The organism is Anatilimnocola floriformis, assembly GCF_024256385.1.
In the GTDB taxonomy this organism is placed as follows: Bacteria; Planctomycetota; Planctomycetia; order Pirellulales; family Pirellulaceae; genus Anatilimnocola; species Anatilimnocola floriformis.
In genome coordinates this window covers 948,961-974,496 of record NZ_JAMLFW010000002.1, presented here as the reverse complement: position 1 = coordinate 974,496, position 25,536 = coordinate 948,961, and the positions used below count along the sequence as shown (strand labels likewise).

Below are 25,536 nucleotides of genomic sequence, written 5' to 3'. Positions count from 1 at the left end.
GTCTGTGAAACAAAGTTTCCAATCGCCAACGAGCTGTGGGAGTGGTCGCGATGGATCGTCAAGTTGCGGAGCGACGAGCGTTTACGCTGGTAGAGTTGCTCGTCGTCATTGCCATCATTGGCGTACTGGTCGCACTGCTGCTGCCAGCCGTTCAGGCGGCGCGAGAAGCGGCGCGGCGGATTCAATGCCAGAATCATCTAAAGCAGTTGGCGCTCGGCATTCACAATCATGAAGGGACGTACAAAACGTTTCCTCTGGGCTTGGAACTGCGCAGCGGCGCGACAACGGCGCGCTCGACTTTCTTCGTCGCCATCCTGCCGTTCATCGAACAGCAGCCGCTGTATGACAAATGGGATTTCACCAACTCGGTGAATAACGTGAGCCTGACGGTCGGTTCCTCGCGAGCCGCGACCAAGATCAAAGTTCACGTCTGCCCGTCCGATATCTTTCGCGAAAATCCGTTCATGTTGCCAGGTACGGGCGAGGCTTTCAGCCCTAGTCAAACAGCTAGCGGCAATCCCTACGGCGGTTACTACTCGGGGACCAGTTACGCGGGAAATTACGGCACGGGTGGCTATCACACGAGCTTCTCGACGTTTCCGATTCGTCCCGATGGCGTATTGTTCATGACCGGACCGGGAACGGAATTGAGAGTGCCAGGGGGTAATCTGCACGCGCTCGCCGAGAACCATCAGAGTCTGCCGCCCCTTCGCATTTCTGAAATTACCGATGGCACGAGCAATACCCTGATGCTGGGCGAAAAGAACCACAAGGACGCCGATTTCGATCAATGGACGGGAGAGAACAGCGGCTTCAAGATGTACCAGGTTTCGGCCTGGGCCTGGGCAGGCGGCAGAAAAGGTTCGGCCATGCTCTTTGGTTCGTCGGCGGTCGCGATTAATACGACGGTGCGCAAGCTCAGTCCGACGGCGGCTACCACGCCGAACATTCAAAATCAGGATCGGCGGTTCAACGCCTGGGGCAGTAACCACGCCGGCGGCGGCTCTAACTTCGCGCTGTCGGATGGATCGATTCGCTTTGTGCGGGACTCGATCTCGCTGCAAATCTTGGCCGCCGTTTCGACACGCGCCGGTGGCGAAACCGTGACTCTTGATTAAGGCAATCTGGCCGTGAAATCATCTTCACAATTCGGCGCCGCGCTGGCGATTGCCTGGCTCGTCGCTTGTTCGGCCGGGTGCGCGCCCGGGCCGCAATTCGGCAAAATTGCCGGCAAATTGACGATTCCGGGCCACACGGCGGAAGACATTCGCATTGAATTTCATCCCGACGCCGCGGCGGGAACGCAGGGGCCGTCTTCCGTTGGTGAAACCGATGCCGAGGGGAACTTCACCCTGGCTTGCGCTCTCGACAGCGGCGTGAAAGAAGGCGCGATCGTCGGCAAGCATCGCGTGGTGTTGCAGGATCTGCGGCTGTCTAAGTCCGAAACAGGGCGGGGAATCGTGCAGCGCTTCTCGCCACTCCATTCCGCAGTGCTGACGACGCCCCTGGTTATCGAAGTAAAGCCGGGCGAACAGAGCCTGACTCTGCAACCTCAAGCGCGCTGATCAGCCACCCGACTGGCTGGACAAAACTACTCCGCGCATCTGGAGAGATGTACGTCTTCATCAAACGTGCATCAGAAACTACGCCTCGGTACGTGAGTGAATATCGCGCAAGTAGTGAAGAGTACGAAATAATTTGCGTCATAGATATTGCTCAAAAAACCGTAGATTTGCGATCGATTCACGAAATCCAAACAGTCGCTGCCTAGATTCTGACCCAGTTTCGCCAAGAAGCCGCGACAGCTGTCGCGAATGAAATTCCTGCCAAGCGCAAAGCGCTAGGCGGGCAGAGCGCGCGAGTTCATGGAACTTCGCCTCGTCTCTGAATTGCCTGCTCCATCCCATCCTGGCTTCCTCACCCCGCCAGGCCCATTAGCAAAACGAATGGCCATCCTCCGCGGCGAAGCTGCGCGCCGGTGGCCGAAATGGCCGGCCTGCGCGCCGGTTTTGCCCCAGGTCTATTCACCGCATTTCATTTACTCCACGAAGGATGTCGTCGATGCTCAAGAATCTTTTCAGCTCGCTGGCCCGGTTGTTTCGCCGCAAAACTCGGAAAACTTCTGCGGAGCGCCGCCGCGAGTTTCTGAATCAATTCCGCAAAGGGCACGTTGAAGGGCTGGAAGATCGCTCGCTGATGGCTGCGTTGACCCTGCCCGCCGCGCCCGCTACTTCCTACACCGAGACGTTCGATACGCTCGGTTCTGGCTTGCCCACTGGCTGGACGGTTCGCACAGCGGCCGCGGCAGGGGCGCTCGGCACCGTGACAACTGCCGGCACGGCTGCGGGAACCTGGTCAGATACGGCCGGCGGGTTCAAGAATCTCGCATCGGCGGATGGGAGCACCGGAACAGAATCGACTGCGGCTCAGGGAGCGAAAACGGATCGAGCGCTTGGCTTGCGTCAAACCGGCTCGCTCGGCGATCCTGGCGCCGCTTTTGATTTCGAGCTGGCAAACACCGCCAATCGCACCGGTTTCAGCTTGACCTTTTCGAATCAAATGCTGAATGTGCAGCCGCGCAGCACGACTTGGACTGCGCAATACTCGACGAACGGTGGCACTGTCTGGACGACGCTGGGCACCTACACCGATACCGCCGCGTTTGGTTCAACGACTGCTACTTATTCCTTGGGCTCGGCGCTCGACAACCTGCCCGGTTCTGTACATCTACGCGTGGTGGCCTTGGGGGCTTCATCGGGCAGCGGCAATCGCGACACCTTCGGTATCGACGACGTCAGCTTGACCTGGACCAACGCAGGTCCGTCCACGACGGCAACGACAACGGCGTTGACCGGAGTTACCCCGCTGACAGTGAATCAAGGTCAAGCGGTCACTTTCAACGGCACAGTGGTCGCCAGCAGCGGTAGCACCACACCCACCGGCACAATTGAGATTCGCAATAACGGCACGCTGCTGGCCAGCAGCAATTTGATTGGCGGCACCGGCGCGAATGGCACGTTCAGCATTTCGTCGTCCGCAATTCCGGCCGGGACCTACAGCAATCTGCAAGCCTTCTACGTCGCTGGCAGTGGCTTTGACAACAGCAGCTCGAGCGCATTCGGTTCGACGCTGACTGTGAATGCGGTTGGCGCCTCGACGACGACCTCACTCAATAGCATCACGCCACTCAGCGGCGCTTTTGGTTCGCCGGTGACCTTCTCCGGCACCGTGGTCGCTGGATCTGGTTCCACAACTCCCGCAGGCACGATTGAAATTCGCGACGGCGGCGCCAGCGGCACGCTGCTCGCCAGCACCACGACCATTGGCGGCACGGGTGCGAACGGCACCTTCAGCATCAATTCGTCGGCCGTTCCGGTTGGTAACTACTCGAGCATTCAAGCCTTCTTCGTGCCGAGCGTTGGCTTCCTCGCCAGCAGCTCTTCGGTGTTCGGATCGGCGCTGGCGATCAATGCGATTACCACGACGACCACCCTTGGCAGCATCAACCCGTTGGCCGCGAACCAAGGTGACGCGATCACGTTCGCAGGCACGATTGTGGCCGGTTCGGGCACAACACTCCCGGCTGGCACGATCGAAATTCGCAACGGCGGCGCCACGGGCACACTGCTCGCCAGCACCACGACCATTGGTGGCAGCGGCGCGAACGGCACCTTCAGCATCAGCTCAAACACCGTGCCGGCTGGCAGCTTCAACAACATCCAAGCCTTCTTCGTGCCTGCGAACGGTTTCTCGGCGAGCAGCTCGAGCGTGTTCGCTTCGACGCTGGACGTCACTGCAGTCGGACCGTCGACTCTGGCCGCAGGTGATCTGATCTTTACGGGCATGAACCTCACTACCGAGCAGTTCTCGTTCGTGCTGCTGAAGAACATCGGCGCCGGAACGGAAGTGTTCTTTACGGATGGCGGCTACAACGGCACGACCAACGGCTTTGGCACGACCGAAGGAAATATCAAGGTCACCTTTACCCAGGCATATCCGGCCGGCAGCCGGTTTGTGTGGGGAACGCCTGGCGTCACGAACTTCGATGGTTCCACGACGGGTTTGACGACCACTGGCACTGCTCCGGCCCTGGCCAATGCGGGCGATTCGATCGCCGCTTATCAGGGTACCGCGGCCGCTCCTACCGTGATTTCGATCGTTAGCTCAGCCAATTTCGTTACTGGAGCTCCGGCCAACACTAATACAACTGCGTTGCCGCCAAATTTGACGGTGGGCACCGACGCCTTGAGCTTCGGCACCGCCACTTTCAATGGATCGCTCAATAATGCCGACCCGGACATCGGTTCGCTGGTCACGGGAACGCCCGCGCAGATTCGCGCCTTGGCTCAGGACTTTACGAACTGGACCACGTCCGCCGTGGTCGTGCCGCCGCCTGTCGCCTTCTTCGTTGGTGAAGTGATCGGCACGACGACTGACTTGAGCACGATTTCGCCGCTGACAGCCAACTTCGGAACTGCGATCGTATTCACCGGCACGGTGGTAGCCGCGAGCGGTTCGAACTTGCCAGCCGGTACGATTCAGATTCGCGACGGCGGCCCGACCGGCACGCTGCTGGCCAGCACCACCACCATCGGCGGTACGGGAACAAACGGCACGTTCAGTATCGGCAGCACCACGGTGCCGGCAGGCACCTATAGCAACGTACAGGCGTACTTCGTTGCCGGAACCGGGTTCACCAGCAGCAATTCGTCGCCGTTCGGCAGCACACTCACTGTGAATGCAGTGGGGGCCGCAACTGCGACCACGATCGACAGCATCTCGCCCACAACGGCGGGCTTTGGCGATTCGGTAACCTTCGCTGGTACGATCACCGCCTCGACGGGCACTGCTACGCCCGCGGGCACGATCGAAATTCGCGATGGCGGTTTGTCGGGCACGCTGCTGGCCAGCACCACCACCATCAGTGGCACGGGCGCGAATGGCACTTACAGCGTGTCGTCGACCTCGATTCCGGTTGGCAGCTACAGCAACATTCAAGCGTTCTTCGTCCCCAACGTCGGCTTCATCGCGAGCAGCTCGACCTCGTTTGGGACCAGTCTGACGATTAACGCTGCAGCTACCAACTTTGTCAGCTACGGCACTCCTGGCTCGACCTACTCGCAAGACTTCAACTCGCTCGCGACTGCCTCTTCGAGCACTCTCCCCACCGGTTGGCAGATCAGCGAATCGGGCGCCAGCGCCAACACCAGCTATGGCGCAGGAAACGGCGCCAGCACTACCGGTGACACCTACAGCTTTGGCGCCAACTCTGATCCCGAACGTGCCTTGGGTGGTTTGCGGAGCGGCAACCTAATCCCTCTGTTCGGAGCCGCCATCAAGAACACCACCGGCGGGGCGCTGGATTCGTTCTCGATCGGCTACACCGGTGAGCAGTGGCGCATCGGGGCGGCGGGTCGCCCTGACCAACTCGATTTCCAATACAGTCTCGACGCGACCAGTTTGACGACGGGAACCTGGACTGATTTCAACCTGCTCGATTTCAGCTCACCGAATACGACTGGCGCGGTGGGTGGCATTGATGGCAACACGAACAAGACCACGTTTGCCAGCACGATGATTCCAGCGAATATTCCTGCCAACGGCGTGGTTTACATCCGCTGGGTGGATGTCGATGTCTCGGGTTCGGACGACGGCCTGGCCGTGGACGACTTCACCTTCACGGCGACTGCCGCCAATGTGAACGGTTCGTTCGGCTTCAGCACCTCGTCTTACAGCGTCGATGAAAACGCGGGCACGGCGACGATCACGGTCAATCGCAACGGTGGAGCAGCGGGCGCTGTGGCGGTGAACTACGCGACGGTTGCCGGTGGCACCGCAGTGGCTGGCACCGACTACACCTCGACCAACGGCACGTTGAATTGGGCCGACGGCGACAACGCGCCGAAGCAATTCACGATTCCGATCACCGACAACCTGGTGCAGAACCTCAACAAGACGATCAACCTGGCCCTGACGAACCCGACCGGTGGCGCAACGTTGGCCACGATTGCCACGTCGGTGGTCACGATCACCGAAAACGAACGAGCTGATCTGTTGCTCAACGAAGTTTCGGTGAATCCGCCGAGCGCCACAGATACTCCTTATGAGTACGTCGAACTCAAGGGTACGCCGAACGCCACGCTGAGCAATTGGTACGTCGTTCAGTTGGCAGCGAATCCCGCGAACACCGCCGGCAACGCCGTGTTTGTGACCGATCTCAACAATGCCACGGTTGGCTCGAATGGCTTGCTGGTCATCAAGGCGACTAGCGGTGGTCACACGATTCCGGCCGGCACTTCGGTTGTGACGAATCCGGCACTCGATTCGGGCGCAGGTTTGAGCAATCAATCGCAATCGATGCTGCTCATCTACAGCTCGACTCCGATTACCGTCGGTCAAGACTTAGATACGAACAACGACGGCAGCCTTGATCTCCCTGCGGGCGCGACTGTGATCGACGCCGTCGGCTGGGTCAATCAAGGGTTTCCGAGCGACCTCGTCTACGGCGGTGTGTCTCTGATTCAGGGAACGGCCATTCCGGACGCAGCCTCGCGCATCAGCACCGACAACACTCCTCTGAGTGCATCAGCCTGGTTCAATGGTGATCTGGTGGACGACGGCGTAAGCACGCCCAACTCCGAAACGGCCTACAGCCAAACCGGCGGCAGCGCCAATCTGCCCGTTGGGGCGGTGCTGACTCCCGGTGCCCCGAATGTGATCGCCACGACCAGTTTGTCGATCGCTGCCGATATCGCTGCTCAGCTCGAAGGGAACAGCGGTCCAACCCTGTTCACGTTCACCATCACTCGCGCAGGCGATGTTTCCGGCACAGCCAGTGTGAACTGGGCGGTCACCGGTGCTGGTGCTGGTGCTGCCGACGCCACCGACTTCACGGGTGGAGTGCTGCCGAGCGGATCGGTGAATTTCCTGGCGAATGAAACCAGCAAGCAGATCTCGGTCAGTGTCAACGGTGACCTCACGATCGAAGGGAACGAACAGTTCACCGTGACGCTGTCGAACCCGATCGGTGCCACCCTGGCGAGCGCCGCTGCGGGGGCGACGATCACCAGCGACGATTTGCAGATTCTCGCTCCAGGCGACATTGTGATCACGGGCATCGACTCGACTGGCCTGGATGAATTCACCTTCGTCCCGCTGGTGAATCTCGCTCCGCTGACGGAAATCCGCTTTACCGATCAAGGTTGGTTGGCAGGTGGTGGATTCCGCGCTAACGAGGGCGTGTTGCTCTACACCGCGCCAGCTGGCGGCATTCTCGCCGGCACGGAGATCAGCATTTCCGGCGACGGCACGACGTTCACTGTCAACTCGCCGGCTTCCAACCCCGGAACGGTGACACGCGAAACGTCCGCCAGCTCCTTTGCCTTGGCGAGCGGCGACAGCTTGATTGCGTTCCAGGGAGCGGTGGCAACTCCGACGCCGATTTACGCGATCAACCTCTCGCGCTCGACCTTTGATGCCGACGCCACCAGCTCGACCACCAGCGCCTTGCCGGCTGGACTCACGCTGGGAACCAGCGCCGTCGCGATCGGTGGCACTAGCTCGGCTGTGAATAACGGTCAGTACAACAATGTTGTCACTTCCGGCACTGCCGCTCAAATTCAAGCCGCGGTTTCGAACAGTGCCAACTGGACCGTCAGCAGCACGCGGATCACGCTCGATTACATCAACTTCGTGCTCGACAGTGGCGTGAATGTCGCGCCAACCGTGAATGCTCAAAGCTTCACGGTCGCCGAATCAGCCGTTGCGGGCACGACGGTGGGAACCGTTGCTGCTACCGACAACAACGCAGGCCAGACGCTGAGCTACGCCTTCTTGGTTTCCAGCTCGCCGTCGCAAGTCAGTGGTCCGTTCACGATCAATGCGACCACCGGTCAGATCACCGTTACCGGCACGCTCGATTTCGAAACGACGGCCAGCTATCCGCTCACGGTGCAAGTCACCGACAACGGCTCGCCGGCACTCAGCAGCACGGCGACCGTGACCATCAACGTGACCGATCGGAGCGAAGGCCGGATCTTCATTCCGACCACGCTCACCGCGAACGCCGGGGCTCCGATTGTGGTGCCCGTGAATCTGCAAGTCACCGAAGTCGATGGCGCCTCGGTCGGTGGAGCCTTGATTCACATCGTCTACGACTCGTCGAAGTTGACCTTCAGCTCGGTGAATCTCGCTGGCGGACCGCTGGCTGGATTTGCTCTCGATAGCAGCGGCAGCACGCCAGGCAACCTGGTGTTCACCGCGACCGGTTCGGCCGGTGCTACGATCGGCAGCGGCACGACGGTGACGCTCGCGAATATCACCTTCAACGTTGCTGCAGCCGCCTCGGGCACTGTGGTGCTCAATCTGCAAGGTAACTCGAGCGTTGCCGACAGCGGCGCTGCGTTGTTCCTGCTGGCTCCGGCCGCTACGAATGGCGCCGATGCCAATGTTGACGGCCTAGTAACGATTGGCTCCGGCCCGCTGGCGATTGCCAGCATCGTGCCGACGGCGACCGGATTTGTCGGCACGTTCAATCGGGCCGTGAATGCCGCGAATATCAACCTCTACGATCAGGTAGGGGCGGGCAGCTTGGGTGCGGCGGACGTGACGCTGGTGGGTGCGAATACCGGCGCGGTGCGCGGGTCGCTGGTGTTCAATGCCAACAACACCGGGTTCACGTTCATCAAGACGGGCTCGCTGACGACGGGAGCCGGGGTTGGAGCGGCGCCAGGAACGTTGGCGCCAGATACCTACACCATCACGCTTCGCAGCAGTGCGGCGAACGGGTTCGTCGATCTCGATGGGAATCCGCTGCGGAACTTCGCAGGGACTGCCGCTGGCGATTACACCTCGACGTTCACGGTAGCTACACCGGCGGCGAATGCGGTGACGGTGAGCGTGCCCGACTTCGCCCGTGGTTATGGCCAGGCGGTGAAGATTCCTGCTTCGGCGGCGAATGGGATTCCGATCACGATCAGCAACGGCAACAACATTGGTGGGATCGACTTCCGGTTGAACTTCGATCCGACGTTGCTCTCGATCACGAACTTCGTGATCAACCCAGCCATCTTGGGCGCCTCGGCGGGCTTCACGATTGTCAGCCCCGGCGTGGTGCAAGTCACGATGAGCAGTGGCGGCGCCTTCGCTTCGACGAATGGCTCTCTGGTGCTGGGTGAATTCACCGCCACGGTGCCGGAGACTGCCCCGTATGGTTCGAAGCATATCCTGAGCATCTCGAACCTGGATGTGGTCGATGCTTCGATCAACTTCGATCCAGTGCCGTCGATCGCCGACAATGGCGTGCATGTGGCGGCATTCTTCGGCGATGCGAACGGCAATCAGAACTACGCAGCAGCCGACACCGGCTTGATTCAGCGGGCGATCTTGGGAGTGAACAGCGGGTTCACGGCCTTCCAGAATGCCGATCCGTACATCATCGCCGACATCAACTACAGCATGTCGTTCGCGGCTGCGGATACCGGCTTTGTGCAGCGGCAGATTTTGAACATTGCCGTGCCGAATATCCCGGCGTTGCCGGTGGGTGTGACGCCGCCGGTGGGCGTCCCTGGCCCTGACCCGAAGCTGTATATCCCAAATAACCTGTCGGGCTCGGTCGATGCAGATGGCAACTCGAGCAACGGCATTCAAGTTGATATTCCGCTGATGCTGGAAGTGACAGAACCGTCGGGCATCACGGTGGGTGGCTTTGACTTCAGCTTTACCTACGACACCTCGAAGCTGACGTTTGCTGGTTCGGCGGGAGCGCCGACGAGCTTGAGCTTCGGCAGCATTCTGGCCGGGGCTGGCTTCAGCGGGGCGTACACGATTCCCTCGCCAGGCACGATCCTGGTGACGGCGTCGTCGGGAAGTGGTACGAACCTGCTGTCGTTCGGCACGGTCGGCTCGCTGTTCACCATTCGGGCCACGGTGGCGGCTGGCGCCACTGGCACCACGAAGCTGAATCTGCGGGGTGGGGCGTCGATCATCGATGGCAACTTCGAAGACCTGACGTTGATTCCCGCGCCGACGAATGCCGACACCGACTCCGTCGATGGTGCGGTGATTCTCTCGGCACCTGTGAATAATCCGCCGGTGTTTGTGGGTTCGCCATACACGTTCAGCTTGCCGGAGAACTCGGCCACTGGTGTAGCAGTTGGAAATGTATCGGCCAACGATGCTGATGCAGGCACGACGCTGGTTTACAGCCTGAGCGGCGCGGGTTCGAACAACTTCGCGATCAACCCGAACACGGGCGCGATCACGGTGGCTGCAGGTGCGACGCTTAACTTCGAAGGAATCGCCAGCTTCGCGTTGACGGCTTCGGTCAGCGACGGCACCGCGACGGTGAATGCTCCGGTCACGATCAACCTCACGAACGTCAATGAAGGACCGACGCTGGCTCCGCAGACGTTCTCGGTTGCCGAGAACTCGGTCAACACGACCGTGGTGGGTACGGTGGTCGCCAATGATGTTGATGCCGGCGATACGAAGTCGTTCGCGATCACGGCTGGCAACGCCAGTGGCGCGTTCGCGATCAACCAGAGCACGGGCGCGATCACGGTGGCGAACAGCTCGCTGCTGAACTTCGAGACCACGCCGAGCTTCACGCTCACCGTGAGCGTGACCGACGGCGGTTCGCTGTCGGCGAGCAACACGATCACGATCAACCTCACCAACGTCGTGGAACCGACGACGTTTGCGAATCAGACGTTCTCGCTGCCGGAGAACACGGCGAATGGCATCACGGTGGGCACGGCCACGGCGGTTCCGGATACCGGTGTGACGATCACTGGCTATGCGATCACGGCTGGCAACGGCACGGGTGTTGGTGCCTTCAGCATCAACAGCAGCGGTGTGATTCAAGTCAATGATGGCTCGCAGCTGAACTTTGAGGTCACGCCGACGTTCACGTTGACGGTGACTGCGACGGATTCCACTTCCGCAGTCACCACGTCGACGGTGACGGTCAACCTGACGAACGTCAACGAACAGCCGATTCAAACGTTGAACCGGACGATCACGATCAATCCCGGCCAGGTGATTCAACTCGGCAGTGCGCTGCTGAGCTTTGCCGATCCGGAGAACGCCACGCTGACCTACACCATCACCAGTGCGCCGACTCGCGGCACGCTAACGAAGAACGGTGCAGCCATCACGTCGTTCACCTCGACCGACCTGAACGCCAGTAGCTCGCTCGGCAACGCGATTCGCTACACCGGCACGACGGGAACGGCTGGCCAAACCGATAGCTTCACCGTGACGGTCAGCGATGGTGCGAACACGATCACCGGTGTCGTGGTGAACATCAACATCGTGGCGCCGGTTGGACCGGCTTCGTTCACGGGCGTGTATACGCAGAACTTCGATAACCTACTGCCGACGCCAGTTCCTGCCGATCGGTTGACGTTGCCGACGGCGATGGTTCTGCCGGCTGGTTGGAGCGTGATCGAATACGGCGGTACGTTCGGCACGGTGGGCGGCAACGCTGAGCAGAGCATTCAGATCGACAGCGGCACTTCGACCACGGGGGATACTTTCCTTTACGGTAATCCTGGCTCGAACGAACGGTCGCTGGGTGCGTTCTCGTCCGGCAGCCTGCAAGCCTATCTGGGCTTGGCGATTGTGAACAACAGCGGCGCGCCGCTGAGCAACTTCACGCTGAGCTTTGTCGGTGAACAGTGGAAGGATGGCGTGCACGCCTCGGCCGTCAATAAGCTGACGTTCGACTACAGCACGACGGCCACTTCGCTGGGCGCGACGACCGGCTTCACCTCGGTGACGGCCCTCGACTTCACCGCGCCAGTCGCCGCTGCAGTGACCGGCGCCGATGTGGTGCTCGATGGCAACCTCGCAGCTAATCGCACGGCTGTCTCGGCGACGGTGACGGGAGTCAGCTGGGCGCCGGGCGCCACGCTCTTCCTTCGCTGGAAGGACTTGAACGATGCCGGCAACGACGACATGCTGGCCATCGACAACGTGACGCTCTCGACGAACACCTCGCCGACAATCGCCAACCAAGCCTTCAGCCTGGCCGAGAACAGTGCGAATGGTGCGGCAGCAGGAACGGTTGTCGCCAGCGACGCCGATGTGGGCCAGACGCTGAGCTACGCGATCACCGGCGGCAACGCCTCGGGCGCGTTCGCGATCAACGCCAGCACCGGTGCGATCACCGTAGCCGATAGCTCGCAGTTGAACTTTGAAACGACTCCGTCGTTCCCGCTCACTGTGACCGTGACCGATGATGGTGCTTCGCCGGTATCGTCATCGGCAACGGTGACGATCAACCTGACAAACGTGGACGAAGCTCCGACGTTCGGCGCCGCCAGCTACAGCTTGTCGGTGGCCGAGAACTCGACGACGGGAGCTGCCGTCGGTGCTGTTTCGGCAACAGATCCTGATGCCGGAGCCTCGCTGACTTATTCGCTCAGCGGCACTGGTTCGAGCAACTTTGTGATCAATCCGAGCACTGGCGCGATCACCGTGGCCAGTGGTGCGGTGCTGAACTTCGAAGGAACGAACACCTTCAGTCTGACGGCGAGCGTCACCGATGGAACTCATCCCGTGAGTGTCCCGGTGACGATCTCGCTGACGAATGTCAACGAAGCTCCGACGATCGGTGCTCAGTCCTTCAGCGTCTCGGAACAAGCGGCGATTGGTGCGACGGTCGGCACGGTGCTGGCCAGCGACGTCGATGCAGCCGACACCAAGACGTTCGCCATCACCGGTGGCAACACCGGCAACGCCTTCGCGATCAGTGCCAGCGGCGTGATCACGGTGGCCGCTGAGCTCGACTTCAACACCACGCCGGTTTACACGCTGACGGTGAGCGTGACCGATGGCGGCAATCTCTCGGCGAGCAACACGGTGACGATCAACGTCACGAACGTGAACTCGGCCCCGACGATCGCTCCGCAAACATTCTCGGTTCCCGAGAACAGTGCGAATGGCACGACGATCGGTTCCGTGCTCGCCAGCGATGTGGATGCTGGCGATCTGCTCGCCTTCGCGATCACCGGCGGCAACGCCAGTGGCGCCTTCGCGATCAGCCCCGCCGGTGTGCTGAGCGTGGCCAACGGTTCGCTCCTCAACTTCGAAGGGACTCCAAGCTACAGCTTGACGGTCAGCGTGACCGACAACGGTAGCCCGGTTGGTTCGTCGAGTGCGACGATCACGATCAACCTCACGAACGTCAACGAAGCCCCGACGCTGGCTCCACAAGCCTTCTCGGTCGCCGAGAACAGTGCGAACGGCGCCACGGTCGGCACGGTGGTCGCCAATGATGTCGATGCCGGTGACACGAAGAGCTTCGCGATTACGGCAGGCAACAGCAGCGGCGCCTTCGCGATCAACGCCAGCACCGGTGTGATCACGGTGGCCAATGGCTCGCTGCTGAACTTCGAAGGAACGTCGAGCTATCCGCTAACGGTGAGCGTGACGGACAGCGGTTCGCTGTCGGCCAGCAACACCGTGACGGTGAACCTGACGAACGTCAACGAAGCTCCGACGATCGCTCCGCAAACCTTCTCGGTCGCCGAGAATAGTGCGAATGGAGCGGCTGTCGGCACGGTGGTTGCTAATGACGTCGATGCGAGCGACTCGAAGAGCTTCGCGATCACGGCTGGCAACAGCAGTGGGGCATTCGCGATCAACGCCAGCACCGGAGCGATCACGGTCGCTAACGGTTCGCTGCTGAACTTCGAAGGGACTCCGAGTTACAGCTTGACGGTGAGCGTGACCGACGGTGGTTCGCTGTCGGTCAGTGCCACGATCACGATCAATCTCACGAACGTGAACGAAGCCCCGGCGATCACCAGCGGCAATGCCTTCAGCGTTGCTGAGAACACCACCGCGGTGACGACGGTCACCGGTCTCGATCCGGATGCAATCGCCACGCTGGCTTACAGCATCGTGGGTGGACTCGACGCTGGGAAGTTTACGATCGATCACGATCTGGGCCTGCTGTCGTTCCTCTCGGCTCCCAACTTCGAGAACCCCGGGGACATCGGTGGTAACAACGTCTACGACCTGATCGTCCGCGTCAGCGACGGCTCGCTCTCGGGTGACAAAGCCATCGCCGTGACGGTCACGAACGTCAACGAAGCTCCAACGATCGCCAACCAAAGCTTCTCGGTGCTCGACACTGTGGCCACGGGCTTTACGGTGGGCACGGTCGTCGCCAATGATGTCGACGCTGGTGATACCAAGACGTTCGCGATCACTGGCGGCAACACGGGCAACGCTTTCGCGATCAGCCCAAGCGGTGTGATCACCGTGGCGAACACTCTTAACTCGGCGGTTACTCCGTCGTACTCACTGACTGTGTCGGTGACCGATGCAGGGAACCTCAGCAGTTCGGCTACGGTGACGATCACTGTGAATCACCTCAACAGCAATCCGACGAACATCAGCCTGTCGAACGCGACGATCGCTGAGAACGCCGGTGTGAACGGTGTGGTTGGTCTCTTGAGCACTACCGATCCGGACCTGCCGAGCGACACGCACACCTACACGCTGATGACGACTGGCACGGGTAGCACCGACTTCGCCAGCTTCAACATCAGCGGTAACCAGTTGCGTGCGAATGGCAATCTCGACTTCGAGACGAAGCCCAGCTACTCGATTCGTGTGAAGAGCACCGATCAAGGTGGTGCATCGGTTGAGAAGGTCTTTACGATCTTCGTCACCGACGTCCCCGAGACAGGTAACCAGGCTCCGACGAACATCCTCCTGTCGGGATCGACGGTCGCGCCGGGAGCGCTCAACGGCATTCCGGTCGGCTTCCTGACCACGAGTGATTCGAACGCTGGAGACTCGTTCAACTACAGCTTAGGTGGGGCGAACGCTTCGAAGTTCATGATCGCAGGAACGGTCCTCCGCCTGGCCTCGGACGTGACGGACCCAGTTGGCACGGTCTACAACATCACCGTCACCTCGACCGATCAAGGTGGCCTGTCGACCACGAAGGCCTTCGCAATCACGGTCAGCGGAGCACCAAACGCGGCTCCGACCTTCATCAACCTCAGCTCGTTCACGATTGCCGAGAACAACCTGGTTGGTGCACTGGTCGGCAGCCTCTCGACGACCGATCCCAACCCGGGGAACACGTTCACCTACACCCTGGTGAGCGGAACGGGCAGCACCGACAACGGATCCTTCTCGATCGCCAGCGGGAGCAACGAACTGCGAGCGAATGCCAGCTTCGACTTCGAAGCCAAGACCTCGTACCAGATTCGTGTTCGCAGTACCGATCAAGGTGGTCTGTCGACGGAACGAGCACTGACGATCTACATCGCCAATGTGGTTGAGACCGGTAACCAAGCCCCGACCAACATCGCGCTGTCGGGTCTCACGGTGCCACCCGCCGCTGCCGGTGGCACGAATGTGGGAACGCTGACGACGACCGATCCAAACAGCGGCAACACGTTCACCTATACCTTGGGTGGAACCGATGCTGCGAAGTTCGTGGTCAGCAATGGTGTGCTGCAAGTGGCTCCGGCCGCGGTCATCGGACCAGTGGGAACGACTTACAGCGTGAGCATCACGTCGACCGATCAGGGCAACCTGTCGTTCACGAAGACGTTCACTATCGCAGTCGCCAACCCGCTGAACGTGGCTCCGAATGGGCTCACTCTCTCGAATGCCACGATCGCGGAGAACGCCGGGTCGAACGCTCTGATCGGCACATTCACCAGCTCCGATCTCAATGCCAACGACACGCACACCTACTCGCTGGTGTCGGGTCTCGGTGGTGATGACAACGCTCTGTTCACGATTGTGAACAACCAGCTCTTCGCGGTGAACAGCTTCGACTACGAAATGAAGACGAGCTACAAGATCCGCGTGCGTACGACCGACCAAGGTGGCTTGTTCTACGACAAGGCCATCACCGTGTTCATCGCTAATGTTGTGGGCGCTTAATTCTTAATTTGTTCACACAATATTCGAAATGATTCGGAAGATATTCTCGCTGCCTGGCTCAACAATCCAGGCGGCCGCCATCGGGATGATGGTGCTTGAAGCCGGCCAACGACAACGAGACGTGTGTTCTTTTTGCCAGCCAGCCGTGGTCCCTGATTCAAAGTGACTTGCCAATTCGGCGGTCTGAGTTTTAACCCATGTGTGAGGAATCTGCTGTGAAGAATCTCGTTCGCAAGTTGTGGAAAGACGAAGGCGGTTTCGTGGTCAGCGTCGAGCTGATCCTGATTGTCACCATCCTGGTCATCGGCTTGGTCAGTGGCTGGACGATGCTCCGCGACGCGGTGCTCGCCGAATTGGCCGATACGGCCAACGCCATTGGCGCGACCGATCAAAGCTTCGAAGTCTCGGGCGTCACCTACGGCGCTGCCGGCAGCGGCGCCTCGAGCGCTCACTTTGGCTGGTCGGATGCCAAGGACACCGCCGATAGCTCGACCGGCATCGGCCTCGCTGTTGACACCGGCCTGACCGTCGTCGTCAACACCAACAACGCTGCCGACAACGTCGGTGAAACCGGACCGTAGGTTTCCAAACTGTCGTCTGTGTGATGCACACAAACCTTGGGCTCGAAGTCTTTCTTCAGCCCAAGGTTTATTCTTGCGCCGAACGTTTACTACTGGTAGGGAAAATCGATGACACTCCGGATGAAGGGATTCAAGCAATCTCAACGGCGCGCACTAAGAATGGAGTTTCTCGAAGATCGTCGCATGATGGCTGTAGGCGATCTCCGTTTCGTCACGTACAACGTCCACGCCACTGGCGATAGCTTTGACCGCGGCAGTGGGCTGCCATCGAGCAGCCTGGGAACGTTGCTGCAAGCCATTGGCAATGAGTCGGTGAATGGCCTGGCGCGTCCGATCGATCTACTCGGGCTGCAGGAAGTGCGGACGCAGCTAACAACGACGGCCGATGTCGTCAGTCAGCTCAACGCGATTTACGGCGCGGGAGTTTATGCGCGTGGCAATACCAATGGCGGCTCGACTGCGGGCTCGGATACAGTCGGCCTCGTCTATAACACGCAAACACTCGATCTGCTCGGCGAACAAGCAATCGGCGTGGCCACTACCAGCGGTCAGCCGCGACAAGCGATGCGTTATAAACTGCGCCCGGATGGCGGATCGGCGGCGACTGAATTTTATGTTTATGTCAGTCACTTCAAAGCCGGCGCCACCGGTGATGACGAGGACCGGCGCGACGTCGAAGCTCAAGCGATTCGCGCCGATGCCAATGCTCTCGGCTCGGCGAACGTGATTTACGTCGGCGATTTCAATATTCAGAGTAGTTCCGACGCATCTTTTCAAACGCTCGTTGGTGCTGGAAACGGCCAAGCGTTTGACCCGATCAATCGCCTGGGAAACTGGAACAACAACAACAGCTTCAAGGATATTTTTACTCAGGCCCCCATGAACACGCCGCAATCGGGCTTCACTGGCGGCGGCCTGGATGATCGTTTCGATTTTCAGTTGATCTCGGGCGAACTGACGGATGGAGTCGGCCTGGAATACATTGCCAATTCGTATCACACGTTTGGCAACAACGGCAGCCTGAACGCCAACAGCAATATCAATGATCCCGGCAACACCGCGCTCCCGGGCCTGGCCAATCGCACCACGATTCTGAACTTGCTGACGACGGTTTCGGATCACTTGCCGGTTGTCGCCGACTATCGCGCGATCAGCAGTTCGCCGAGCGTGCAGTTCACCTCGACCACGCAAAGCGTGGGAGAAGCAACAACCACGATCACGGTCAACTTGCAACTCTCGGCCGCCGCTCAGCAGAACGTTTCACTCCCCTACACAATCAGCGGCACCGCGACCGGCGGCGGAGTCGACTACACGCAAAACTCTGCGAGTCCTCTGATCATTCCCGCAGGGAGCCTGACGGCTGCGATCACGTTTACCGTTGCGAATGATTTGCTCGACGAGGCGAACGAAACGATCGTCGTGACGCTGGGCACGCCCACCAATGCGATCCTGGGAACGAACACGGTTCACACCGTGACGATCACGGACAACGACTCGCCACCGACGGTGCAGTTCAGCACGGTCAGTCAAAGTGTGTCTGAAAGCACGGCCACCATCACGGTCGTCGCACAACTATCGGCGGTGTCGGGACTGCCAATCACGTTGCCTTTTTCGCTCAGCGGTTCTGCAATTGGCGGCGGTGTCGACTACCTGCTGACGGGGACGAATCCGCTCACCATTCCTGCCGGTTCAAGCAGCGGAGCAATCACGTTGAACGTGCAAGATGACACGCTCAACGAAGCCGATAAAACGTTGATCGTGACGCTGACAGCTCCCACGAACGCCACGCTCGGCGCGATTACGACGCACACGGCGACGATTGTCGACAATGACTCGTTGCGCGTGACCGCGATCACTCCCACCGCGACGGGGTTCGTGGCGAAGTTCAATGGCGCGCTGAATCAGTCGACATTGAATCTCTATGACCAGAACAATGCTTTCGGCGCGGCCGACGTGACGCTCATGGGCAGTACGTTCGGTAGTGTGCGGGGATCACTGCTGGTGAACACGACTGGCGACGAGCTCACTTTCGTTCGCACAGGCGGGTACGATCTCGCGACGAATTCATTCGGCACACTGCCACCCGATAACTACTCGGTGAGCTTGAGCAGCGGCGTGAATGGCATCAACGGCCAAAGCGGCGATCAGCTCGACGGCAATGGCGATGGCACGGCAGGCGACGATTTCTCGAGCACTTTTACACTGGCGCCGAATAGCGAATCGACCGTGACGCTGAGCGTGCCGGATTTCGCTCGCGGCTTCGGCCAGGCCGTCAACCTGCCAGCCGATACCACGCTCGGAATACCGGTGACCATGAGCCGAGGAGTGGGCATTACGAGCGCAACGTTCGCCGTGCAGTATGATCCCGCACTCCTAACTATTACTGGCGCCACGAAAGGGAGCGGCGTGACTACCAACACGGTTTTGAGCGTCGATACTTCGACGCCTGGGATCGCGATCATCACGCTGAGCAGCCCGACGCAATTGAGCTTTTTCAATGCTCCTTTCACGCTCGTTCATTTGACGGCCTCGGTACCGGCAACGGCCCCTTATGGCGAGAAGCAGGTCGTAGCCATTACGAACGCTACCGTCAGCGTCGGCTCGGTGTCGCTGCCTTTGCAGCTTGACGACGGCGTACAGGTCACGGCGTTTTTTGGCGATCTCGATCAAAGTCGCACCTACAACGCAGCCGATCTGCCGATCCTGCAACGGATGCTGACCGGCGCATATTCCGGCTTGACGCCCTATCGCAATGCGGATCCGACGATTCTCGCCGATCTGAATGCGGATGGAAAAGTGCAACTCGATGACGCGAGCCTGCTCCATCGTTTGATCCAAGCGGCAGAAGTACCTACCGTGCCGCCGCTCCCCACCGGCATTGTCACGCCGCCACCGACGGGCACTGATCCACGGATTTTCGTCGCGCGCGATTTGCTGGGCCAGCCAGGGCAATTCATTTCGGTCCCCATCGAATTATTGGCGACCGATCCGACCCCAATCACGATCGCCGCAGCCGACATCGCCTTGGAGTATGATCCCGCCGCATTGTCATTTGTGGGTGTGCGCGGCGGATCTCTGCTCGGCGCTCAGTCGCAAACTTATGGGCCGACGCGCGCTGGAGAACTACAACTTCACGCCTGGGCCACGCAATCGCCGACAGAACTCAGCCAAGGGCAATCGGGCACACTCCTCTTCGTCGACTTCCTGGTTTCTGCGACAGCCACCGGCCCACTCGCCATCAATCTGACCAGTGGCGGACGAGTTAACACTGCCGTGTATGACGACGAGCTTGTCTCGCTGGTGCTGCAGCCGACGCCGACGGCGAGCAGCGACGACGACATCGATGGCTTGATCACCGTCCTTGCCAACGAGCAAGAAGTGCTGCGCGTTTCGCGGGAAAGTACTCGGCTCACGAACGTTCCCTTCGGCCCGCTTCCGCTCCGCACCTTGTGATCTTCAACTACAGCCCATTCGTTCCAGTCATGTCTTCTTTCGATTCGAAAAGTCCCAAGAGTCTGGCCATCCTCGCGCATCAATTGCAACGGATCCTGTCACCCGCCGATCGGCTTGCCAGAGTTTCGCCGCCGCCCCTCCTCTTCGACTACGATCAGTTCGAGGAAATCCTGAAAGCATCGATCGACGGCTGGCCACAACTGGCGTCGTCGCTCATCGGCGAAGAATGTCGCCAATTGCAAACAGTACTAGTGACTCTACAGCGATCCCTGCAGACGCTAATCGACGCACGGCTGTCTGACGAAGAACGGCAGGTCCATTTTCAGCTGGAACTCAACCGCTGCCGTGAGCAAATATCCCGCGCGCTCCAGTCGCCTCCCTAGTGTTCTCCATCAACGCCGCGGAACGACTCCACTTTACAACAGTTGTGGCGGTTTTTGATTTGCCCGAAGGCGTTGGCTTTCTGGGCTTTACGCAAAAAGGAGCGGAAATTTTCACAACACCTTCGTTCCTGGCAAAAACCTGCGCAAAACCATTTCGCGACAAGGACTTGCGAATAAAATGCCGCTGATTTTCTAACAACAGTTAACAACACTCGACAACTATTCTGCGGTTACCGACAACAACATTTTGACCAAGCATCGAGCACCTTGCGAATGATTCCATGGGTGTTCCACAACACTGCTGCGTTTGGTTGGGACCGCGCAGCAGTAATCAGTTCGAGACTCACGCAGCGCGAGAGACCGAGTGGCGAAAAGAGATTAGACCAGCGCGGTTGGACAACTTTGGTCTGGCGAATTCGCGCAGAGCGACCGTTCACGCCAGTGACGCTGTCATCGCCTTTTTTTCTCTCCCCTCGCCCCGTTTCGGGGAGAGGGGTCGGGGGTGAGGGGATAATGCGCGAGTTTGACTCAATTTTCTGGCGAACGGGTCGGCAATCCATAGTGCGTGGTCATTAGCAGACTCTCGCTTCGGCTCACCCCTCACCCCCAGCCCCTCTCCCCGAAGCGGGGCGAGGGGAGCAAGACAAGATGCTGCCCTATGGCAACAACCCTATTCCTTGGTGGCCCAGATGCTCCCCGCAAAGCGGTCCTTGAGCGTGGCGCGGGCTTGGGCGGCGCGTTCGCCCTTGTTGAGCGCGGTCCAAACCTTCACGAGGTTGTAGAGCGCTTCGGCGTGGGCTTCGCTTTCGCCGCTGTACATCACGTCGGTGTGTAGGAAGGCGAGAAGGGCTTCCTTGTTGCGGCCGGCCTTCATTTGGCAGGTGCCGAGGGCGTTGTAGGTGCGGGAGAAGAGGCGGGCGTCTTCCGGATCATTCTTGGCGATGATTTCGTCGAGAATCTTGATGCCGTCCTCGGGCTTGCCGGTTTCACCCAGGCAGCCGGCGCGGCCGACCGTGGCGAGCAGTTTTTGGTTTTGCGCTTCTTGGGTCACCAGCGTGCCGCCCAGCACTGCATCGTAGGCGGTGATCGCTTCGGCAAATTTCTTTTGGCCGACGAGAGCACGGGCCATGTTATTGTTGGCTCGCATTTGCACGTCTTCAGCCGCTGCCTTCGACAAGGGGGTGAAATAACGAACGGCCAAGTCATACCGGCCGTTCGACATCGCCATGTCGCCCAAGAGCTCGGCTGCTTCATAGAAGTGGAAGCTGTTGGGATAGGCGCGGGCAAATGCCGACAGGTCGGCTTCGGCTTTGGCGCGATCGCCACCTTCGGTCATGGCGATCTTGCCCTGGCAGAGTGCCATATAGAACTGTGCATCTTGCAGGATTTGAGGCCGAACGAGCGAACCGGCGGGAATCTGCTTCAGCGATTCGAGGGCCGCGTCGTAGTTCTTGGCGATGACCGAATTGCGGGCGTTGCTCAACTGCTGCGGTTCATCGCCGAACACGATGCGGGCGACTTCGCTGATCGGAAATTGCCGAGCCACGCCGGCCATGTCGAGCGTCACGGCATCCTTGGTCGTCGCGTCGGTCACGGTCCCTTTATTCGGCACGCCACCCTTGGTGGTGTAAAGCTGATCGAGGGCCTGGCCATGAGCGAGCACTGCTGAGGATGCAGCGATGCACACTGCCATAAAGTGGACGCGGAACGAACGAACGAACATTGCAAAATCCTCAAAAAACGGAGTTATGTATTCGGTGGAGTGATTGAAGTAGGTCGATTAGCTCTTGGCCGGCGCTGGTTTGGCAGCGGGGGCGGCGTTCTTGATAGCTGGTGCTGGTGTTGATCCTTTGATGGCCGGCGCGACTGTTTTGGCGGGCGTGACCGGTGGACTCGTTTTTGTCGGGGTTGTCGCCGGTGCGCCTTTCGGTGGAGCCGGCCCGTTCTTCGCGGGCGTGGCAACGGGAGTCGTTTCTTCGGGCAAAGCAAACTTGAACATCGCCAGGCCGACGGGCTCTTCGCCCAGACCCTTCTGAATGTTCTTCAGCAGGGTCACGTACTGCGGCTTCCATTTTTCGCCGCCGAGATCCGGGAACAAACCGTACATGCTGGCGATGTCTTTCTTGGCCATGGTCAGCTGCTTGGTTTTTTCTTCCCCCGTCTGTTTCATCGCAAAGGCGTAGCGGCAATAGACGAGGTTGAAGCGAGCCTCATGAAAGGTCGCGCGATGCTCGGGCTTTTGATAGACCAATTTCGCCAGTTGTCCCCAGCCCCAAATATTGTTTCGTCCGTCATGGGGCCGCGCGCCGAAAATCGCTCGCTGATAATTCTCCGCCATGCCGGCTCCTTCTTGCGCGCCCCAGTCCTGATAGGTCTTGGCGGCTTCGAGTTGCACGGTGACGAGCATGTTTTGCGTCTTCAAGATTTCGTCGAACAGATTCATCGCTTCCTTGTACTTGTTCGTGGCGCGATAAATCGTGGCAATCTCCATTCTAATTGAAGTCGCCATGGCGGGATTGATTGTTCCCGGCTTCTCTTCGTTCAATTTCAGGATGCGCTCGAAGGTCGCGGTCGCTTTGCCGTAATAGCGAACGGCTTCGTCGGACAGTTTTTTCTTGGTCCCCGGGCCGAAGCTCTCGCCCATGCCGGTGTAGGTTTCGGCCACCCAGCGGAGGATTTTTACGTCGTTCGCTTTGTTCGACATCTGCCCCAAAAACGCCTCAAAACCCTTGCCGAGGGCGACCTTGGTCGCCGGATCGGCGAGCTCCATTTGGTTCTGCAGATCCTTGGCCAGGCTGACATAAATGCCGATCAACTTGGCTTGTCCCTGGGCGTCGTTCTTGTAGAGCTCGTCCAGCGAAGCCATGACCCCTTCAGCCTTCTTGATGACGTCGTCGGAGTTTGCGCCGGCGGCGCTGAGCGACGAAATGTAGGCCCGCAGCGCGGTCTTGTAGATCTCTTCTTTGAAGCCGGCGCGATTGGTGGTGGCGTCGTTTTGGCGGGCCAGTTCGAGCGGGCCAGTCTTGGAATTTTCGAGCAGCTCGACGGCCTTGGTGGCTTCGTTGGTATCGACGTACATCTGGGCGAGCGACCAGGCCGCGGTGACCGTGATTGCGCTCACTTCACCGGTTCCTTGCATCCGCGCCACGCCGTCGATGAGAATCGCTTTGGCTTTGGCCTTCAGCGCGTCGAGCTCGGCTTTCTTTTTGACGGGATCGATTCCCTCGGGTTTGAGTTCGGCATTTTCGTAGTCGCGCAGTTCGCGCGAGCCGTCGTAAAACTCGGCCCACAGCGATTGACCGATCTTGAGCTCGGCGGGGCCGCGGTTCGGCGCGTCGAGCGGGATCTGATCAAGATAAGCCTGTGCGTCGTCGAGCCGGTGCTCCTTGATCATGAACGGAATCAGCGTGTTGATGGCCTTGGCTGCTTCGGGCGTATCGGGCCAGCGCTGGCTGAGGTACTTGCAGATCGAAATGATCTGCTGGGCCTCGAAGTCTTTATTCTCTTCAGGATTGTTCGGATCGCTTTCGGCATAGAGCTTGATGTAGGAATCGAGCGTCATGCTGCCGCACTGCCGAGCGCCGTGCGCCTCGGGATAACGCCGCGCGATGAACTCGCCGAAGACGGCCGCTTCCTGATAATTGCCGCTCGAGAACGCCAGGAAGCAGAGCAAGTAACGGCAGAGATTGACGTCGTCGACATTCGTGCCGCGGTCGGCCAGCACCAGGGCCAGTTTCAAATAACGACTGGCGTCTTCTTTGGCCGTTTGCGTTTGTTTCTTTAATTCGTCGAGTTGCTTTTGCAGCGCGGCGATTTCGTGCGTCGCGGTGAGGGCCTTCAGCCGATCCGACATTTCGCGCACTCGGCCGTTGCCCGATTGCATCGCGTCGACCGCTTCCAGGCCGGCTTTGCGGGCTTCGGCGAAGTTCTTGGGATCGGGCTTTTCGTTGGCGAGATCTTCGCCCGACTCGCCGCCGAAGTCGGGGAGCATCGCGCGGGCTTTTTCCTGATGAGCGCCCGGAGTCTTAGCGACGAGGCGCACGAGCTTGCCACCTTCTTGCAGCAGCTTTTTGATGGACGGATCTTTGGGCTCGCGGGCTTTCAAATCTTCGGCGTACAGTTTCATCGTGCGGGCGATGCCGAGCCGGATCGACATGAAGTCGTCGTCTTTTTCTTCGGCGCCGCGGGCCGAATCGACGAGCTGCGCGGGACTCTTCGGCTTGTTTTTGTCGATCACTTCCAGGAACAGTTTCAGTTCGATCCAGCTCTCGATGGCTTGATCGGTGACCTTCACGCGCAGCAGCCGGAAGGGCTCGGGGTGATCGGGATTGGCGAGGAGCTCGACGAAATAACCGAGGGCTTCTTTGTGCCGGCCGAGCTTTTGCAAGCAGCGAGCCTGGTACATCCGCGAGTACAAGCCGGCCATGCGGGTGCGGTACTTGTCATACATTTCGCCATATTCGGCGACCGCTTCTTCGAGGGCGGTGGTGCGATCTTTGTTGCCGACTTCGTAGGTCTCGGACATTTCCTCGCGCGTAGCCGCGGTCAGCACTTCGGCTTGCACGGCGTCTTTGCGAAACTGATCGCGCTCGGCGTATTTTTTGGGCTCGCCTTTTTCACTGATCGAAGCCGGATAGGTCTTCAGCTTCGTTTCGATTTCGACGGCCAGTTCTTCGAAGACCTTCAGCGCCTGACCATAAAAGCCGCGGGCTTCGACATAGAGCTGCAACTTGGCAGCGCCTGACATTTTTTCAGCCCGCTTCATACGAGCGCGGGCGCGCTCGACGACGACCGTTGCCAATTGACTGCGGGCCGCGATGGCGAGCATGCTCTGCGGATTGGCCGCGACGAACTTCTCAAGCGTGGCTTGTCCCTCGTCGAGTTGCTTTTCCTTGAGGCCCCAGTCGCGATTGACGCGGGCCCCTTCGACCAGGGTCACGCCTCGTTCGTACTGCAGCGACTGTTTGAAGTCGACCGGCACGGCGGGGTTCTTGGCGGCGGCGTCGAGATAATCGAGGGCGACATCGAACAGCTGCCGTTGTCGCAAACCGTCGAGGAAGGCCGCGGCCGGTTCAACGGCCGAGGCGCGATTCGTGGGCAGAAGCAACGCCGGCAGGAGGAGCGCGCCGGCGACCAACCAACCCGCTATCGCGCGGCGGGAACAGTGTCTGCTCATGACGTGCAATCCTTCGGAATCCCGG

The 25,536-nt window shown here is 59.7% G+C and carries 8 protein-coding genes; 6 read left to right on the top strand and 2 right to left on the bottom strand.

Annotated features, from left to right (window positions below; genetic code table 11):
- Window positions 1-50: 50 nt before the first annotated feature.
- The 6 genes from M9Q49_RS28505 (at window position 51) to M9Q49_RS28480 (ending at window position 20,335) form a co-directional block, all read left to right on the top strand.
- Entirely contained in the window at window positions 51-1,118 is a 1,068-nt protein-coding gene (locus tag M9Q49_RS28505; protein WP_254512703.1) for a DUF1559 family PulG-like putative transporter, read from the top strand.
- Between the two features lie 12 nt (window positions 1,119-1,130).
- Entirely contained in the window at window positions 1,131-1,565 is a 435-nt protein-coding gene (locus tag M9Q49_RS28500) for a hypothetical protein (protein WP_254512702.1), read from the top strand.
- Window positions 1,566-2,061: 496 nt separating this feature from the next.
- Window positions 2,062-15,918: a cadherin domain-containing protein gene (locus M9Q49_RS28495; protein ID WP_254512701.1), complete on the top strand. Its 13,857-nt coding sequence runs from the start codon at window positions 2,062-2,064 to the stop codon at window positions 15,916-15,918.
- Between the two features lie 215 nt (window positions 15,919-16,133).
- Window positions 16,134-16,499 (top strand): Flp family type IVb pilin, encoded by a 366-nt coding sequence (locus M9Q49_RS28490; protein WP_254512700.1) that lies wholly within the window; start codon window positions 16,134-16,136, stop codon window positions 16,497-16,499.
- A 108-nt stretch (window positions 16,500-16,607) separates the two neighbouring features.
- Window positions 16,608-19,952, top strand: a complete 3,345-nt coding sequence (locus M9Q49_RS28485) for a Calx-beta domain-containing protein (protein ID WP_254512699.1) — start codon at window positions 16,608-16,610, stop codon at window positions 19,950-19,952.
- 29 nt (window positions 19,953-19,981) lie between these two features.
- On the top strand, window positions 19,982-20,335 hold the full coding sequence (locus M9Q49_RS28480; protein ID WP_254512698.1) for a hypothetical protein: 354 nt from the start codon (window positions 19,982-19,984) through the stop codon (window positions 20,333-20,335).
- A gap of 670 nt (window positions 20,336-21,005) precedes the next feature.
- Here the strand turns inward: M9Q49_RS28480 and M9Q49_RS28475 are convergent.
- Window positions 21,006-22,058 (bottom strand): tetratricopeptide repeat protein, encoded by a 1,053-nt coding sequence (locus M9Q49_RS28475; protein WP_254512697.1) that lies wholly within the window; start codon window positions 22,056-22,058, stop codon window positions 21,006-21,008.
- 57 nt (window positions 22,059-22,115) lie between these two features.
- On the bottom strand, window positions 22,116-25,511 hold the full coding sequence (locus tag M9Q49_RS28470; protein WP_254512696.1) for a hypothetical protein: 3,396 nt from the start codon (window positions 25,509-25,511) through the stop codon (window positions 22,116-22,118).
- Between the last annotated feature and the right edge of the window lie 25 nt (window positions 25,512-25,536).